Consider the following 16,496-nt stretch of genomic DNA (forward strand, 5'->3'; position numbering starts at 1 on the left):
ACGCCCGGTTACATTCCGAACCCGGAAGCTAAGCCTTTCAGCGCCGATGGTACTGCAGGGGGGACCCTGTGGGAGAGTAGGACGCCGCCGAACAACCCGCCCTTTTAGCTCAGTCGGCAGAGCGTCTCCATGGTAAGGAGAAGGTCAACGGTTCGATTCCGTTAAAGGGCTCAGAGAAAAGGCCCCCGCCATCAGGCGGGGGCCTTTTTTGCGTTGCGCCCCGAAGGCATCGGAGAAGCCGGCCCCCGCACGGGGCCGGCTTTCCGCTACTGGTGGTGCGGCTCAGGGATGCGCAGCGCCAGGATCGCCATGTCGTCCGAGGCGGGCTCCTGGGCGAAGCGCTCGACCGCGCGCAGGACGCGGGAGGCGACCGCGCCGGCCGTCAGGCCCGTACAGGTCTTGAGGACCTCGGTGAGACCGTCGTCGCCCAGCATGCGGGTGCCCTCGCGGCGTTCCGTCACGCCGTCCGTGACGCACAGCAGGACGTCACCCGGGTCCAGGGTGACCGTCTGCTCGTAGAGCTCCAGGTCGTCCATGACGCCCAGGAGCGGCTGGGGGTCCGCGGCGGGACGGACGACGCCGTCCTGGCTCAGCCGGAGGGGGAGCGGGTGGCCGGCACAGACGACCTTCAGGACCGCGGAGCCGTCCTCCTGGGGCCGCATCTCGCCGTACAGGAGGGTGAGGAAGCGGCTGCGGGCGCCCTCGTCGAGGATCGCCGCGTTCAGGCGCTCCAGGACGGCGGGGCCTCCGAAGCCCTCGCGGGCCAGGAGGCGCAGCGCGTGACGGGCGAGACCGGTGACGGCGGCGGCCTCCGGGCCCGTACCGCAGACGTCGCCGATGGCGAAGCCGTATGCGCCGTCGCGGATGGGGAAGAGGTCGTAGAAGTCGCCGCCGACCTCGTTGCCCTCGCCGGCCGCGCGGTAGATGACGTCGACCTCGACGCCGGGGATGTCGGGGAGGCCGGGCGGCAGGAGGCTGCGCTGGAGCGAGCGGCTGATGGCCATGCGCTCCGAGTAGAGACGGGCGTTGTCGAGGGCCAGGGCCGCTCGGCGGGAGAGGTCCTCGGCGAGTTCCAGGATCTCCTGGCGGAAGTGGTCGTCGGTGGGCTTCCCGAGGGTGAGCATGCCGATGACGCGGTTGCGGGCGAAGAGCGGCAGGACCACGGTCTCGCCGCCGACGGCGGCCGCCGTGGCGAGCGCGGTGTTGATGCCGGAGGACACCGGGCTTCCCGGGCCGCCGAGTTCACGCATGCTGGCGCTGAGCGCGGTGCGGTGGGCGGCGTCGCCCGGGGCGGTCCAGACGCGGGCGCCGGGGGTGGGCACGGGGTCCGGAGGGTCGATGGAGGAGAGCAGGGCCTTGAGGCCGTCGATGAGGTCCTCGTCCTCGTGCAGGACGTAGGAGAGGTACGGGTCGGAGGCCTGGTCGGCGATCGTGTAGACGGCGCACCAGGTGGCCAGGGTGGGGACCGTCATCTGGGCCATGAGGGCCAGGGTCTGGTCGCGGTCGAGGGTGCCGGCCAGGAGGTCGGAGGCCTCGACGAGGAAGCTGAGGGAGCCGCGGCGGAGGCGTTCGAGTTCGCCGAGGCGGGCGGACTCGACGGCCAGCGCGATGCGGTCGGCGGCGAACTGGAGGCGCAGGGCCTCCTCGTTGGAGTAGCGGTTGGCGCTCTCGGCGGCGACGCCGAGGGAGCCGGTGAGGCGGCCCTCGACCTTCAGGGGGACCGTCACGACCGAGCGCATGCCGGTGCCTTCGAGGAGGGGTACGGCACCGGGGACGGCGGCGAGGTCCTCGTGGACGGCGGGCATGCGGGCGGAGCCGTAGCGGCTGGCGCCGGTCTCGACGGGGACGCGGGCGAAGCGCTGGCGGGCCGAGGGCAGGCCCGTGGTGGCCCGCACCTCCAGTTCGGTCTCGTCGTCGGTGGCGAGCAGGAGGAAGGCGGAGTCGCCGTCGAGCATGTCGCGGGCGCGTTCCACGGTGCGCTGGAGGAGGCCGTCGAGGTCGTCGGGGGCGGGGGAGCCGATGAAGACCTCGAAGGGGTCCGCGGTGGTGCGGTTCTCGGACCCGTGCTCGGCGGCGGGGCGCTGCGGGGTCTGCAGGACGGCGCGCTCGTACTCGCGTACGAGGAGGCAGACGGTGGACGGCTCGCCCTGGGCGTCGCGGACGCGGAGGTGCGAGGCGTAGACGGGGATGACGCGGCCGTCGGCGCAGCGGATGCCGTAGCTGCCCTCCCAGCGGGAGAGGCGGAGGGCCTCGGCGAGGCCGGTGCCGATGCCGGGTGTGTGGGGCCAGGCGGCGAGGTCGCCCAGCGGTTTGCCGGTGACCTGCTCGGAGCCGTAGCCGAAGAGTTCCTCGGCGTCCTCGTTCCAGGCCGTGATGGCGCCGCTTCCGTCGATCTGCACGACGGCGACGCGGACCCGGCTCTCGGTGAGGGGGAGCAGCGGGTCGGGCAGCACGGGGCCCGCGGAGCGGGTGCCGACGGAGCGCTCGGGGAGGTCGAGGTGGAACCAGACGTGTTTGCGGGTGGGGCTGTAGTCGACGCCCCAGCGGGCGGCGAGCGCGGCGCACAGCAGAAGGCCCCGGCCGTTCTCGCGGTCGGGGCTGCCCATGGTGCGTGCGTGCTGGAGGGGGATCTCGCGCTCGGGGTAGCGGTCGGCGACCTCGATGCGGACGCCGTCGTCGCGGCGCAGGCAGAGGACGTCGGCTGCGGTGCCGGCGTGGATGACGGCGTTGGTGACGAGTTCGCTGGTGAGGACGACGGCGTCGTCGACCACCTCGGCGTATCCCCAGCCCTGGAGGGTGTCCCGGACGAAGGCTCGGGCGGTCGCGACGGACCGCCCGACGGGTTCGAAACTGGCGGCCGCCCGCGCGGTGATCACTGAACTCCTCGTACCCGTCTCGACGCCCGGCTCTGCCATGGTCGGTCTGCCCCTCCCGCTGTCCGGTGCTGCTTCTCGGCCCGTCCCGCCCCCGCCGGGCGGACCGGGGCGGTTGGACAGCCGGATGCCAGGTTACTTACCTTCGCTGTCCCAGCGGATGCCGGTCACCGCTGTTTCGGTCTCTCGGACGTGGGGACGTTGTGCGAAGCTGCCGAACTGTTATGGCCTGGTTCGGACACGGTGAAACACTGGGCAGGCTGGTAGCGAGGACCGATCGGTACGGTCGACCCCTTCGGGAGGGACACGGTGGAGTCTGGCACGACGACGCGACGCGGTGGCGGTTCGCGGGCGAAGGGCGGCGGCCGTTCCCGGGGCGGGGGCACGGTGCAGGTGGACGCCGCGGCGCTGCAGCGGTTGCTGGCCGCGCTGGTGTCGATGCGCGACGGGAACTTCCGCAAGCGGCTGACGGTCTCGGGCGACGGGATGATGGCGGAGATCGCCGCCGTCTTCAACGAGGTCGCGGACCGGCAGACGCATCTGACCGGGGAGCTGTCGCGGGTCCGCCGGGTGGTGGGCCGTGAGGGCAAGCTGTCGGAGCGGTTGGAGACCGGCGCCGGCGAGGGGGCCTGGGCGTCCGCGGTCGAGGCGGCGAACGCGCTGGTGGACGAGCTGGCGCGGCCCGTGTCCGAGGTGGGGCGGGTGCTGTCCTCGGTGGCCGAGGGTGATCTCGGGCAGCGGATGGAGTTGCGTTCGGAGGGTACGGACGGGGTGACGCGGCCGCTTCGGGGCGAGTTCCTGAAGGTCGCGCGGACCGTGAACAACCTGGTCGACCAGCTGTCGGTGTTCGCCGACGAGGTGACGAGGGTCGCCCTGGAGGTGGGCACGGAGGGCATTCTGGGCGGTCAGGCCCAGGTGCGCGGTATGTCCGGTTCGTGGAAGGACCTCACGGACTCGGTCAATACGATGGCGAACCGGCTGACGGCGCAGGTGCGGGACATCGCGCTGGTGACGACGGCGGTGGCCAACGGTGATCTGTCGCAGAAGGTCACGGCGAACGTCGCCGGCGAGATGCTGGAGCTGAAGAACACCGTCAACCGGATGGTGGACCAGCTGTCCTCGTTCTCCTCCGAGGTGACCCGGGTGGCCCGCGAGGTGGGCACGGAGGGCGAGCTGGGCGGCCAGGCCGAGGTGGCCGGGGTCGCCGGTGTGTGGAAGGACCTCACCGACTCCGTCAACACGATGGCGGGAAATCTCACCAATCAGGTGAGGGGTATCGCGGAGGTGACCACCGCGGTCGCCAACGGTGACCTGTCGCAGAAGGTGCGGGTGTCGGCGCGCGGCGAGATCGCGCAACTCGCGGACACCATCAACCAGATGACGGAGACGCTGCGGACCTTCGCGGACGAGGTGACCCGTGTCTCCGGCGAGGTCGGCGCGCAGGGTCTGCTCGGCGGTCAGGCGCAGGTGCCGGGTGCGGCGGGTACGTGGAAGGACCTGACGGACTCGGTCAACACCGTCTTCCGGAACATCACCACGCAGGTGCGGGACATCGCGCAGGTGACGACGGCGGTGGCCAACGGTGATCTGTCGCAGAAGGTCACGGTGGACGTGGCCGGCGAGATGCTGGAGCTGAAGAACACCGTCAACACGATGGTGGACCAGCTCTCCGCCTTCGGTTCCGAGGTGACCCGCGTGGCGCGGGAGGTCGGCGTCGAGGGTCTGCTCGGCGGTCAGGCCGAGGTGCCCGGCGCGGCCGGTACGTGGAAGGACCTCACCGACTCGGTGAACACGGCGTTCCGCAACCTGACGGGTCAGGTGCGGGACATCGCGCAGGTGACGACGGCGGTGGCCAACGGTGACCTGTCGCAGAAGGTCACGGTGGACGTGGCCGGCGAGATGCTGGAGCTGAAGAACACCGTCAACACGATGGTGTCGCAGCTGTCGTCGTTCGCCGACCAGGTGACGCGGATGGCCCGGGACGTGGGCACCGAGGGCCGGCTGGGCGGTCAGGCCCGGGTGGACGGCGTGTCCGGGCGGTGGCGCGAGCTGACCGACTCGGTGAACTTCATGGCCGGGAACCTGACCTCGCAGGTGCGGCAGATCGCCCAGGTGACGACGGCGGTGGCCCGCGGTGACCTGTCGCAGAAGATCGACGTGGACGCGCGGGGCGAGATCCTGGAGCTGAAGAACACCATCAACACGATGGTGGACCAGCTGTCCGCGTTCGCCGACCAGGTGACCCGGGTGGCCCGTGAGGTGGGCACCGACGGGCGGCTGGGGGGTCAGGCGCAGGTGCCGGGCGTCGCCGGTGTGTGGCGGGACCTGACGGATTCGGTGAACGGCATGGCCGGGAACCTGACGGCCCAGGTGCGCAACATCGCGCAGGTCGCCACCGCGGTGGCCCGGGGCGACCTGTCGCAGAAGATCGACGTGGACGCGCGGGGCGAGATCCTGGAGCTGAAGAACACCCTCAACACGATGGTGGACCAGCTCTCCAGCTTCGCCGACCAGGTGACGCGGGTGGCCCGTGAGGTGGGCACCGAGGGCATCCTGGGCGGTCAGGCCGAGGTGCAGGGGGTCTCCGGCACCTGGAAGGACCTGACCCAGTCGGTGAACTTCATGGCGAACAACCTGACCTTCCAGGTCCGGAACATCGCCGAGGTCACCACGGCGGTCGCGCGCGGCGACCTGTCGAAGAAGATCACCGTCGACGCCAAGGGCGAGATCCTGGAGCTGGTGACGACCGTCAACACGATGGTCGACCAGCTGTCGAACTTCGCCGACGAGGTGACGCGGGTGGCCCGTGAGGTGGGCACCGAGGGCATCCTCGGCGGTCAGGCCCGGGTGCGCGGCGTGACCGGCATCTGGAAGGACCTGAGCGACAACGTCAACCTGATGGCCAACAACCTGACGAGTCAGGTGCGGAACATCTCCCGGGTGTCCGCAGCCGTGGCCAACGGCGACCTGACGAAGAAGGTCACGGTCGAGGCGCGCGGCGAGGTCGCCGAGCTGGCCGACACCGTCAACACGATGGTGACGACCCTGTCCTCGTTCGCCGACGAGGTGACCCGGGTGGCCCGTGAGGTGGGCACCGAGGGCATCCTCGGCGGCCAGGCCCGCGTGCCCGGCGTCTCGGGCACCTGGAAGGACCTGACCGAGTCGGTGAACTCGATGGCCGACAACCTGACCGGTCAGGTGCGTCAGATCGCGGCCGTCACCACCGCCATCGCGAAGGGCGACCTCACCAAGAAGATCGACATCGACGCGCGGGGCGAGATCCAGGAGCTGAAGAGCACCATCAACACGATGGTCGACCAGCTGTCGAACTTCGCCGAGGAGGTCACCCGCGTGGCCCGCGAGGTGGGCACCGACGGGCAGTTGGGCGGTCAGGCGCGGGTGCGCGACGTCGAGGGCACCTGGTGGGACCTGACGGAGTCGGTGAACGAGATGGCCGGGAACCTGACGCGTCAGGTGCGCGCCATCGCCGCCGTCGCCACCGCGGTGACCCGGGGCGACCTCAACGTCAAGATCGACGGTGTGGACGCGGCCGGTGAGATCCAGGCCCTGCAGGACAACATCAACACCATGATCGCGAACCTGCGCGACACCACCCTCGCCAACGACGAGCAGGACTGGCTGAAGGGCAACCTGGCCCGCATCTCCGGTCTGATGCAGGGCCGTCGGGACCTCGACGACGTCGCCTCGCTCATCATGAGCGAGCTGACGCCGGTGGTCTCGGCGCAGCACGGCGCCTTCTTCGTGGCGATGCCGACCGGCTCCGCCAACAACGACGCCGAACCGGTGGGCGAGGGCGAGGGCTCGTACGAGCTGCGGATGCGCGGGAGTTACGGCTACTCGGCCGGCTCCATGCCGACCTCGTTCCGGCCGGGCGAGACGCTGATCGGGACGGCCGCCGAGGAGAAGCGGACCATCCAGGTCAACGTGCCGCCGGGCTATCTGAAGATCTCGTCCGGGCTGGGCGAGGCCTCCCCGGCCCATGTGATCGTGCTGCCCGTGCTGTTCGAGGGCCGGGTGCTCGGCGTGATCGAGCTGGCCTCGTTCCAGCCGTTCACGCAGATCCAGCGGGACTTCCTCAACCAGATCGCCGAGCTGATCGCGACCACCGTCAACACCATCAGCGTCAACACCCGTACCGAGGTGCTGCTCCAGCAGTCGCAGGAGCTCACCGAGCAGCTGCGGGAGCGCTCGGCGGAGCTGGAGCACCGGCAGAAGGAGCTGCAGAACTCCAACGCGGAACTGGAGGACAAGGCCGAGCTGCTGGCCCGGCAGAACCGGGACATCGAGGTGAAGAACACCGAGATCGAGGAGGCCCGGCAGGTCCTGGAGGAGCGTGCCGAACAGCTCGCCGTCTCCATGCGCTACAAGTCCGAGTTCCTGGCCAACATGTCGCACGAGCTGCGTACCCCGCTCAACTCGCTGCTGATCCTGGCCAAGTTGCTCGCCGACAACGCCGACGCGAACCTGACGCCGAAGCAGGTCGAGTTCGCCGAGACGATCCACGGCGCCGGCTCGGACCTGCTGCAGCTGATCAACGACATCCTCGACCTGTCGAAGGTCGAGGCGGGCAAGATGGACGTCTCGCCCACGCGGATCGCGCTCGTGCAGCTCGTGGACTACGTGGAGGCCACCTTCCGGCCGCTCACCGCGGAGAAGGGGCTGGACTTCTCGGTGCGGGTCTCGCCCGAGCTGCCCGCCACGCTCCACACCGACGAGCAGCGGCTCCTGCAGGTGCTGCGCAACCTGCTGTCGAACGCGGTGAAGTTCACCGACACCGGCGCAGTGGAGCTGGTGATCCGACCGGCCGGCGCGGACGTGCCGCAGTCGATCCGGGAGCAGCTCCTGGAGGCGGGGACGCTGCGCGACCCGGAGGCCGAGTTGATCGCCTTCTCGGTCACCGACACCGGCATCGGCATCGCGGCGGGCAAGATGCGGGTTATCTTCGAGGCCTTCAAGCAGGCCGACGGCACGACCAGCCGCAAGTACGGCGGTACGGGCCTGGGCCTGTCGATCAGCCGGGAGATCGCGCGGCTGCTCGGCGGCGAGATCTACGCGGCGAGCGAGCCGGGCCGCGGCTCGACCTTCACCCTGTACCTGCCGCTGAGCCCCATCGAGCCGGCGCACCCCGGCCAGGGCCACGAGCAGCAGGACCCGGAGGAGCGGATCGACTTCGACGGAGAGGGAGCCGGGGGTCTGGTGCACTTCGCACCCGCACCGGTGCACACCGAGGCGCGGTCCGGGGCCGGCGCGCTGTTCCGGCACCGCCGCAAGAGCGTGGAGCAGCGGGCGCAGGTGCCCGGACAGTCCGGCAAGGACGACCTGGCGGCCGGCGAGGAGCGTCCGGAGCCGGAGCCCCGGCCGACCTTCTCGTTCGCGGGGGAGAAGGTGCTGATCGTCGACGACGACATCCGCAACGTGTTCGCGCTCACCAGCGTCCTGGAACAGCACGGGCTCGCGGTGCTGTACGCGGAGAACGGCCGCGAGGGCATCGAGGTCCTGGAGCAGCACGACGACGTGGCGGTGGTCCTGATGGACATCATGATGCCGGAGATGGACGGCTACGCGACGACGACCGCGATCCGGCGCATGCCGCAGTTCGCGGGGCTGCCGATCGTCGCGCTGACCGCCAAGGCGATGAAGGGCGACCGGGAGAAGGCCATCGAGTCCGGGGCCTCGGACTACGTGACCAAGCCGGTCGACCCCGATCACCTGCTGACGGTGATGGAGCAGTGGATGCGGGGGGAGGGCCGCTGAACCGGGCGGCGGGATTCCCGGGGCCCCTGGGATCCCGCCGCTGACCGGCCGTCGCCAGGCGGGTGTGAGAGCCCGCCGGACGGGGAACCTTCTGGTCTCCCACCGCGTTCGACGTACGGGCGCGGATCTGCGTGCTCAGTGACAATGCGGTGACAGGGTGTGGCGACGGGCGGGGTGCGGCTACGATGACCGGCACAAGGACGGACGGCGCATGGGAGTCGTCTTCTGGGGCGGCGCCCGGTGCTTCCCCCGGCTCTCGGAGCCGGAGCGAACCAGTGCCGGGACGAGGAGGACGGGGCATGGTGCAGAAGGCCAAGATCCTCCTGGTCGATGACCGGCCGGAGAATCTGCTGGCGCTGGAGGCCATTCTCTCCGCGCTCGATCAGACACTGGTGCGGGCATCGTCCGGGGAGGAAGCGCTCAAGGCGCTGCTGACCGACGACTTCGCGGTCATCCTGCTGGATGTCCAGATGCCCGGCATGGACGGATTCGAGACGGCCGCGCACATCAAGCGCCGTGAGCGGACCCGGGACATCCCGATCATCTTCCTCACCGCCATCAACCACGGACCCCACCACACCTTCCGTGGGTACGCGGCCGGTGCGGTGGACTACATCTCCAAGCCGTTCGACCCGTGGGTGCTGCGCGCCAAGGTCTCCGTCTTCGTCGAGCTGTACATGAAGAACTGCCAGCTCCGCGAGCAGGCGGCGCTGCTGCGGCTCCAGCTGGAGGGCGGCGGCCCGAACGGCCAGACCAAGGAGTCCGCGGGGCTGCTCGCCGAGCTCTCCGCCCGTCTCGCCGCGGTCGAGGAGCAGGCCGAGGCGCTGTCCAAGCAGCTGGACGACGACTCCGCCGACGCCGCGGCGGTCGCCACCGCCGCGCACCTGGAGCGCAAGCTCACCGGTCTGCGCAGGGCCCTGGACGCCCTGGAGCCGGGTACGGGCGGCGCGCCCAGTCTGCCCGCGCAGAGCTGACGTACGGTCATCGCGCCGGCGCCCGCCGTGAGCGGGCGTCAGTTCCACGCCGGTGCAAGGGCGACACGAACGGGTGAGCGTGTTTCCCGGACGGCCCCACCGGTAACCTCAGCATCATGGCCTCACGTACGTCCGGCAAGGGTTCCCAGGGCGCGGCGGGCACCGCGAAGCCGCGCGCCGGCCGTACGACCGGCACCGCGAAGAAGGCGGCGCCCGGCAAGTCCCCCGCCAAGCCTCCCGCGAAGAAGGCGCCGGCCAAGAAGGCCGCGCCCGCCAAGCGCGCGCCCGCGCGCAAGACCGCGGCGAAGAAGCCCGCGCCCCGACCGGCGCCGTCCCCCACCGGGGGCGTGTACCGGCTCGTGCGCGGCATCTGGATGGGCCTCGCCCACGGCGTGGGCGCGATGTTCCGGGGGATAGGGCGCGGAGCGAAGGGTCTCGACCCGGCGCACCGCAAGGACGGGCTCGCACTGCTGCTGCTCGGCGTCGCGCTGATCGTCGCGGCCGGGACCTGGTCCCATCTGCGCGGCCCCGTCGGCGACCTGGTGGAGATGCTGGTCACGGGCGCCTTCGGCCGCCTCGACCTGCTCGTACCGCTGCTGCTCGGCGCGATCGGCGTCCGGCTGATCCTCTACCCGGAGAAGCCGGAGGCCAACGGCCGGATCGTCATCGGTCTGTCCGCCCTGGTCATCGGCGTGCTCGGGCAGGTCCACATCGCCTGCGGCTCGCCCGGCCGGGGCGACGGCACCGAGGCCATGCAGGACGCCGGCGGACTGATCGGCTGGGCCGCGTCGAAGCCGTTGGTCTTCGCGATGGGCGAGGTCCTCGCCGTACCGCTGCTCGTGCTGCTCACGGTGTTCGGGCTGCTCGTGGTCACCGCCACCCCCGTCAACGCCATCCCGCAGCGGCTGCGCGCCCTCGGCGCCCGGCTCGGCATCGTCGAACCGGAGTACGAGCCAGAGGAGGGCGTGGCCGAGGACGGGTACGGCGACGACTGGCGCGACGAGGCCCCCCGCGCCGCCCGCCCCGTGCGCCGGCGTGCGCCCGGCGCGGACTACGACCCGGACGGCGCCGAGGCAGCCGCCCTGCAGCGGCGCGGCCGTCGCCGTACCCCGCCCGCGTCCGCCTTCGACACCACCGGACTCGACCCGGTCGACGTGGCCGCCGCGGCGGCCGCCGCGCTGGACGGCGCCGTCCTCAACGGCATGCCGCCCTCGCCGCTGGTCGCCGACCTGACCCGGGACGTCACCGCCGAGCGGGCCGCCGCCGTGGCGGCGGCCGGCGCCGCCCAGGAGGCCCCTGAGGCCCCGGCCGCCCCCTCCGCCCCGGTGCCCACCGCGCGGGGCGCCGCCAGGGACCGGACGGCCGGCGGCGGCGTGCCCGACCTGACGAAGCCGGCGCCCGAGCCGACCGACCTGCCGCCGCGGGCCGAGCAGCTCCAGCTCTCCGGCGACATCACGTACGCGCTGCCCTCCATGGACCTCCTGGAGCGCGGCGGCCCCGGCAAGACCCGCAGCGCCGCCAACGACGCCATCGTCGAGTCGCTCACCAACGTCTTCGCCGAGTTCAAGGTCGACGCCGCCGTCACCGGCTTCACACGCGGCCCGACGGTCACCCGCTACGAGGTCGAGCTCGGTCCGGCCGTCAAGGTCGAGAAGATCACCGCGCTCACCAAGAACATCGCATACGCCGTGGCCAGCCCGGACGTGCGGATCATCTCGCCGATCCCCGGCAAGTCAGCGGTCGGCATCGAGATCCCGAACACCGACCGCGAGATGGTCAACCTCGGCGACGTGCTCCGACTGGCCGAGGCGGCGGAGGACGACCACCCGATGCTGGTCGCGCTCGGCAAGGACGTCGAGGGCGGCTACGTGATGGCCAATCTGGCGAAGATGCCGCACATCCTCGTCGCCGGTGCCACCGGCTCCGGCAAGTCGTCCTGCATCAACTGCCTCATCACCTCGGTGATGATAAGGGCGACCCCGGAGGACGTCCGGATGGTCCTCGTCGACCCCAAGCGGGTCGAGCTCACCGCCTACGAGGGCATCCCGCACCTGATCACGCCGATCATCACCAACCCCAAGCGGGCCGCAGAGGCGCTGCAGTGGGTCGTCCGCGAGATGGACCTGCGCTACGACGACCTGGCCGCCTTCGGCTTCCGGCACATCGACGACTTCAACCAGGCCATCCGGGACGGCAAGGTGCAGCTGCCGCCGGGCAGCGAGCGCGAGCTCAAGACCTACCCGTACCTCCTGGTGATCGTCGACGAGCTCGCCGACCTGATGATGGTCGCGCCCCGGGACGTCGAGGACGCGATCGTGCGTATCACCCAGCTGGCCCGCGCGGCCGGCATCCACCTGGTGCTCGCCACCCAGCGCCCCTCGGTGGACGTCGTCACCGGTCTGATCAAGGCGAACGTGCCGTCCCGGCTCGCCTTCGCCACCTCCTCGCTCGCCGACAGCCGCGTCATCCTCGACCAGCCCGGCGCCGAGAAGCTGATCGGCAAGGGCGACGGCCTGTTCCTGCCCATGGGCGCGAACAAGCCGACCCGCATGCAGGGCGCCTTCGTCACCGAGCACGAGGTCGCCACCGTCGTCCAGCACTGCAAGGACCAGATGGCGCCCGTCTTCCGGGACGACGTCACGGTCGGCACCAAGCAGAAGAAGGAGATCGACGAGGAGATCGGCGACGACCTGGACCTGCTCTGCCAGGCCGCCGAACTGGTCGTCTCGACCCAGTTCGGCTCCACCTCGATGCTCCAGCGCAAGCTGCGCGTGGGCTTCGCGAAGGCAGGCCGGCTCATGGACCTGATGGAGTCCCGCAACATCGTGGGGCCGAGTGAGGGTTCGAAGGCCCGGGACGTGCTGGTCAAGCCGGACGAGCTGGACGCCGTGCTCGACGTGATCCGGGGCGGGGACCCGGGCGCCTGAGCGGGAGCCGCGTACGGGGGCTGCCGTAACGAGACCGGGCCGAGACTCACTCGTAAGGGAACGAGGGCAACCGTTTCCCTTGGGCATACGTCAAGTTGGAGGGAGGGACAGGACCCTGTCCCAGCCTCATGGCGTACAAACGACGCCCGCCCGGTTGCCCCACCCTTTCGTACCACCCATAGACTGAACATCCAGCAGGTGGCTACACGCTCGAAAGGCGCTCTCGTGTCCATCGGCAACTCCCCCGAATCCCCCGAGGACGACCGGAACTTCCCGGCAGATGACCGGGATTCGATCGGTCGTGCCCTTCAGCAGGCCCGTGTCGCCGCCGGTCTCACCGTCGAAGAGGTCAGCGCCTCCACCCGCGTGCGGGTCCCGATCGTGCACGCGATCGAGGAGGACGACTTCTCGCGCTGCGGCGGCGACGTCTACGCCCGCGGGCACATCCGCACGCTCGCGCGCGCCGTGGGGCTCGATCCGGCCTCCCTGATCGAGCAGTACGACGCCGAGCACGGCGGCCGCCCGTCGCCCACCCCCGCCGCCCCGCTGTTCGAGGCGGAGCGCATCCGCCCCGAGCCCCGCCGGCCCAACTGGACCGCCGCCATGGTCGCGGCGATCGTGGCCGTCGTCGGCTTCGTCGGCTTCACGATGTTCAACGGGAACGACGTGCGCGGCAACGGCGCGGTCGCGGAGGGCCCGGCCCCGGCCCCCAAGGCGACGACCACCCCCGCCAAGCCCAAGCCGGCCAGGCCGGCGGACCCCAAGCCCGTGCCCTCCGAGAGCGCCATCGCGGCGGTCCCGCAGGACAAGGTCACGGTCAAGCTGACGGCGACCGACGACAAGAGCTGGATCTCGGCCAAGGCCCACGACGGCAAGCTGCTCTTCGACGGCCTGCTGAACGCGGGCGAGTCCAAGACCTTCCAGGACGACGAGCGGATCGATCTCATCCTCGGCAACGCCGGGCCGATCGAGCTCTACGTCAACGGCAAGAAGATCGAGGACACCTTCGAGTCCGGCCAGGTCGAGCGCCTGTCGTACACCAAGGGTGACCCTCAGGCCGGCTGAGCCCGCCCCCGTGTGTGACGCCCGTCGCGCAGGTGAACCCTGCGCGACGGAGGTACGGCCGAGACAAAGTAGTCTTGAGTCCATGCCCGAACGCCGTACCGTCGCCCTTGTCACTCTCGGCTGCGCCCGTAACGAGGTGGACTCGGAGGAGCTCGCAGGCCGCTTGGCAGCGGACGGCTGGGAGCTCGTCGAGAACGCCGAGGACGCAGACGTCGCCGTCGTCAACACCTGTGGCTTCGTCGAAGCCGCCAAGAAGGACTCCGTCGACGCCCTCCTCGAAGCCAATGATCTGAAGGACCACGGCCGCACCCAGGCCGTCGTCGCCGTCGGCTGCATGGCCGAGCGCTACGGCAAGGAGCTCGCCGACGCGCTGCCCGAGGCGGACGGCGTCCTCGGTTTTGACGACTACGCCGACATCTCCGGCCGCCTCCAGACCATCCTCAGCGGCGGCAACGTCGAGGCGCACGCCCCGCGCGACCGGCGCAAGCTGCTCCCGCTGTCCCCGGTGGAGCGGCAGGAGGCCGCGGCCTCCGTGGCCCTGCCCGGCCACGGTGACGCCGCCGAGGCGCCCGCCGAGGCGCCCGAGAACGTACCGGCCGACCTCCCCGAGGGGCTGGCCCCCGCCTCCGGCCCCCGCGCGCCCCTGCGCCGCCGCCTGGACACCAGCCCCGTCGCGTCCGTGAAGCTGGCCTCCGGCTGCGACCGGCGCTGCTCCTTCTGCGCCATCCCGTCCTTCCGCGGCTCCTTCGTCTCGCGCCGTCCCTCGGACGTCCTGAACGAGACCCGCTGGCTCGCCGAGCAGGGCGTGAAGGAGATCATGCTGGTCTCCGAGAACAACACCTCGTACGGCAAGGACCTCGGCGACATCCGCCTCCTGGAGAGCCTGCTGCCCGAGCTCGCGGCCGTCGACGGCATCGAGCGCGTCCGGGTCAGCTACCTGCAGCCCGCCGAGATGCGCCCCGGCCTGATCGACGTGCTCACCTCGACCGACAAGGTCGTCCCGTACTTCGACCTGTCCTTCCAGCACAGCGCCCCGGACGTGCTGCGGGCCATGCGCCGCTTCGGTGACACGGACCGCTTCCTGGAGCTCCTGGAGACCATCCGCACCAAGGCCCCGACGGCCGGTGCCCGGTCCAACTTCATCGTCGGCTTCCCCGGCGAGACCGAGGCGGACTTCGCCGAGCTGGAACGCTTCGTCACCCACGCCCGTCTCGACGCCATCGGCGTCTTCGGCTACTCGGACGAGGACGGCACCGAGGCCGCCACGTACGAGCACAAGCTGCCCCAGGACCTCGTGGACGAGCGCCTCGCGCATCTGTCCCGGCTCGCCGAGGAGCTCACCGCCCAGCGCGCGGAGGAGCGGATCGGCGAGACCCTGGAAGTACTGATCGAGTCCTTCGACGAGGACGAGGACGGCTGGATCGGCCGGGCCGCGCACCAGGCGCCCGAGACCGACGGCCAGGTGATCGTGCCGGCGGACTCGGCCGAGGGACTCGACCTGGCCCCGGGCCGTATGGTCAGCGCCAAGGTCGTCGACACCGAGGGCGTCGACCTCGTCGCCGAGTGTCTCTTCGAGGAGGCGGGCAGATGACCGGAGTCCCGGCATCCGCGACGGGCGGGACCGGTAGGCCGGCGCCCCGCGGCAAGCTGGGCGCTGCGGCCGTCAATCAGGCCAGCCTGTGGAACATCGCGAACATCCTGACCATGGTCCGGCTCGTGCTCGTGCCCGGCTTCGTGGTGCTGCTGCTCCAGGACGGCGGGCACGACCCGGCCTGGCGCGCCTGGGCGTGGGCGGCGTTCGCCGTCGCCATGATCACGGACGTCTTCGACGGACACCTGGCGCGGACGTACAACCTGGTCACGGACTTCGGGAAGATCGCCGATCCGATCGCCGACAAGGCGATCATGGCGGCCGGTCTGATCGTCCTGTCCGGGCTCGGCGACCTGCCGTGGTGGGTCACGGGCGTGATCCTCGCCCGTGAGCTCGGCATCACCCTGATGCGCTTCTGGGTGATCCGGCACGGGGTCATTCCGGCCAGTCGCGGCGGAAAGATGAAGACGCTCGCGCAGGGCACGGCCGTGGGCATGTACGTGCTGATGCTCACCGGCGCTCTCGCCACGATGCGCTTCTGGGTGATGGCGGTGGCCGTCGTGCTGACGGTCGTCACCGGTCTGGACTACGTGCGACAGGCGGTCGTGCTGAGGCGGAGGGGACTCGCGGCGGAACGCGCGGCCGCCGCCGGGACGGGCCGCGCGGAGGCTGACGGACGATGAACGAGGCCGCCCGGGTGCTGCAGCTGCTCGCGGAGCGTGGTCACACGCTGGCGGTGGCGGAGTCCCTCACGGGCGGTCTGGTGGCCGCGGAGCTGACCGGGGTGCCGGGGGCATCGAAGACCTTCCGCGGCTCCGTCACGGCCTACGCCACGGCCCTCAAGGAGCAGCTCCTCGGGGTGGACGGCACCCTTCTGGCGGAGCGCGGCGCGGTCGACCCGGAGGTCGCGCTGCAGATGGCGGCGGGGGTCCGGGGTCGGCTGGGGGCCGACTGGGGCATCGCGACGACGGGCGTGGCGGGGCCCGATCCGCAGGACGGACAGCCGGTGGGGACCGTGTACGTGGCCGTCGCCGGGCCCGCGGGGGCCGGTGCCGGGGCCGGGAAGGTGGCCTCGTTGAGATTGAACGGCGATCGGGCGGAAATCCGTAGTGAGAGCGTACGGAGCGTGCTCGAATTGCTGCGTGAACTGCTCGGCGACGAACTCTCGGAAAATGCGCGGGCACAGGATACGGAACAGAACGGGGGAGATTGATGTTTGCAGCCATGAGTGAACACGACATCGCTCCCCGCACGGCCGCGGCGCGAGGCGGTACGGTGGGGCGTGAAGGAT

General features: G+C 70.9%; 8 protein-coding genes, 1 tRNA gene and 1 rRNA gene. 9 read left to right on the forward strand and 1 reads right to left on the reverse strand.

Translation table 11 applies throughout. The annotated features are described in order from the left end of the window. Window positions 1–93 (forward strand): 5S ribosomal RNA (rrf, locus tag AB0M16_RS31605); the annotation flags it as partial. Window positions 94–98: 5 nt separating this feature from the next. Then, window positions 99–171, forward strand: a tRNA-Thr gene (locus tag AB0M16_RS31610). A 95-nt stretch (window positions 172–266) separates the two neighbouring features. Here AB0M16_RS31610 and AB0M16_RS31615 read toward each other — a convergent pair. Next, window positions 267–2,915: a SpoIIE family protein phosphatase gene (locus tag AB0M16_RS31615; RefSeq protein ID WP_365349055.1), complete on the reverse strand. Its 2,649-nt coding sequence runs from the start codon at window positions 2,913–2,915 to the stop codon at window positions 267–269. A gap of 267 nt (window positions 2,916–3,182) precedes the next feature. On the opposite strand from AB0M16_RS31615, the gene AB0M16_RS31620 reads away from it, so the two are divergent. The 7 genes from AB0M16_RS31620 (at window position 3,183) to AB0M16_RS31650 (ending at window position 16,418) form a co-directional block, all read left to right on the forward strand. Continuing rightward, on the forward strand, window positions 3,183–8,648 hold the full coding sequence (locus AB0M16_RS31620) for a HAMP domain-containing protein (protein ID WP_365349057.1): 5,466 nt from the start codon (window positions 3,183–3,185) through the stop codon (window positions 8,646–8,648). A gap of 299 nt (window positions 8,649–8,947) precedes the next feature. Further along, entirely contained in the window at window positions 8,948–9,622 is a 675-nt protein-coding gene (locus AB0M16_RS31625) for a response regulator (protein WP_365349059.1), read from the forward strand. A 116-nt stretch (window positions 9,623–9,738) separates the two neighbouring features. Next, a complete protein-coding gene (locus tag AB0M16_RS31630) occupies window positions 9,739–12,549 on the forward strand; it encodes a DNA translocase FtsK (RefSeq protein ID WP_365349061.1) in 2,811 nt (936 codons plus the stop codon). Window positions 12,550–12,774: 225 nt separating this feature from the next. Next, entirely contained in the window at window positions 12,775–13,614 is an 840-nt protein-coding gene (locus AB0M16_RS31635) for a helix-turn-helix domain-containing protein (protein WP_365349063.1), read from the forward strand. An 82-nt stretch (window positions 13,615–13,696) separates the two neighbouring features. Beyond that, window positions 13,697–15,205: a 30S ribosomal protein S12 methylthiotransferase RimO gene (gene rimO, locus AB0M16_RS31640; protein ID WP_365349065.1), complete on the forward strand. Its 1,509-nt coding sequence runs from the start codon at window positions 13,697–13,699 to the stop codon at window positions 15,203–15,205. Next, window positions 15,202–15,888, forward strand: coding sequence for a CDP-diacylglycerol--glycerol-3-phosphate 3-phosphatidyltransferase (gene pgsA, locus AB0M16_RS31645; protein ID WP_365349067.1), 687 nt, complete (start codon window positions 15,202–15,204; stop codon window positions 15,886–15,888). The genes rimO and pgsA overlap by 4 nt, the downstream gene beginning before the upstream one ends. Beyond that, on the forward strand, window positions 15,885–16,418 hold the full coding sequence (locus AB0M16_RS31650) for a CinA family protein (protein WP_365349069.1): 534 nt from the start codon (window positions 15,885–15,887) through the stop codon (window positions 16,416–16,418). The genes pgsA and AB0M16_RS31650 overlap by 4 nt, the downstream gene beginning before the upstream one ends. Window positions 16,419–16,496 lie beyond the last annotated feature (78 nt).

Source organism: Streptomyces sp. NPDC051921, assembly GCF_040680975.1.
In the GTDB taxonomy this organism is placed as follows: Bacteria; Actinomycetota; Actinomycetes; order Streptomycetales; family Streptomycetaceae; genus Streptomyces.

Bases quoted from the DNA above. Each gene is read 5' to 3' on its own strand.
- pgsA (WP_365349067.1), top strand. From the start codon at position 15,202: ATGACCGGAGTCCCGGCATCCGCGACGGGCGGGACCGGTAGGCCGGCG.
- rimO (WP_365349065.1), top strand. From the start codon at position 13,697: ATGCCCGAACGCCGTACCGTCGCCCTTGTCACTCTCGGCTGCGCCCGT.
- AB0M16_RS31615 (WP_365349055.1), bottom strand. From the start codon at position 2,915: ATGGCAGAGCCGGGCGTCGAGACGGGTACGAGGAGTTCAGTGATCACC.
- AB0M16_RS31650 (WP_365349069.1), top strand. From the start codon at position 15,885: ATGAACGAGGCCGCCCGGGTGCTGCAGCTGCTCGCGGAGCGTGGTCAC.
- AB0M16_RS31630 (WP_365349061.1), top strand. From the start codon at position 9,739: ATGGCCTCACGTACGTCCGGCAAGGGTTCCCAGGGCGCGGCGGGCACC.
- AB0M16_RS31625 (WP_365349059.1), top strand. From the start codon at position 8,948: ATGGTGCAGAAGGCCAAGATCCTCCTGGTCGATGACCGGCCGGAGAAT.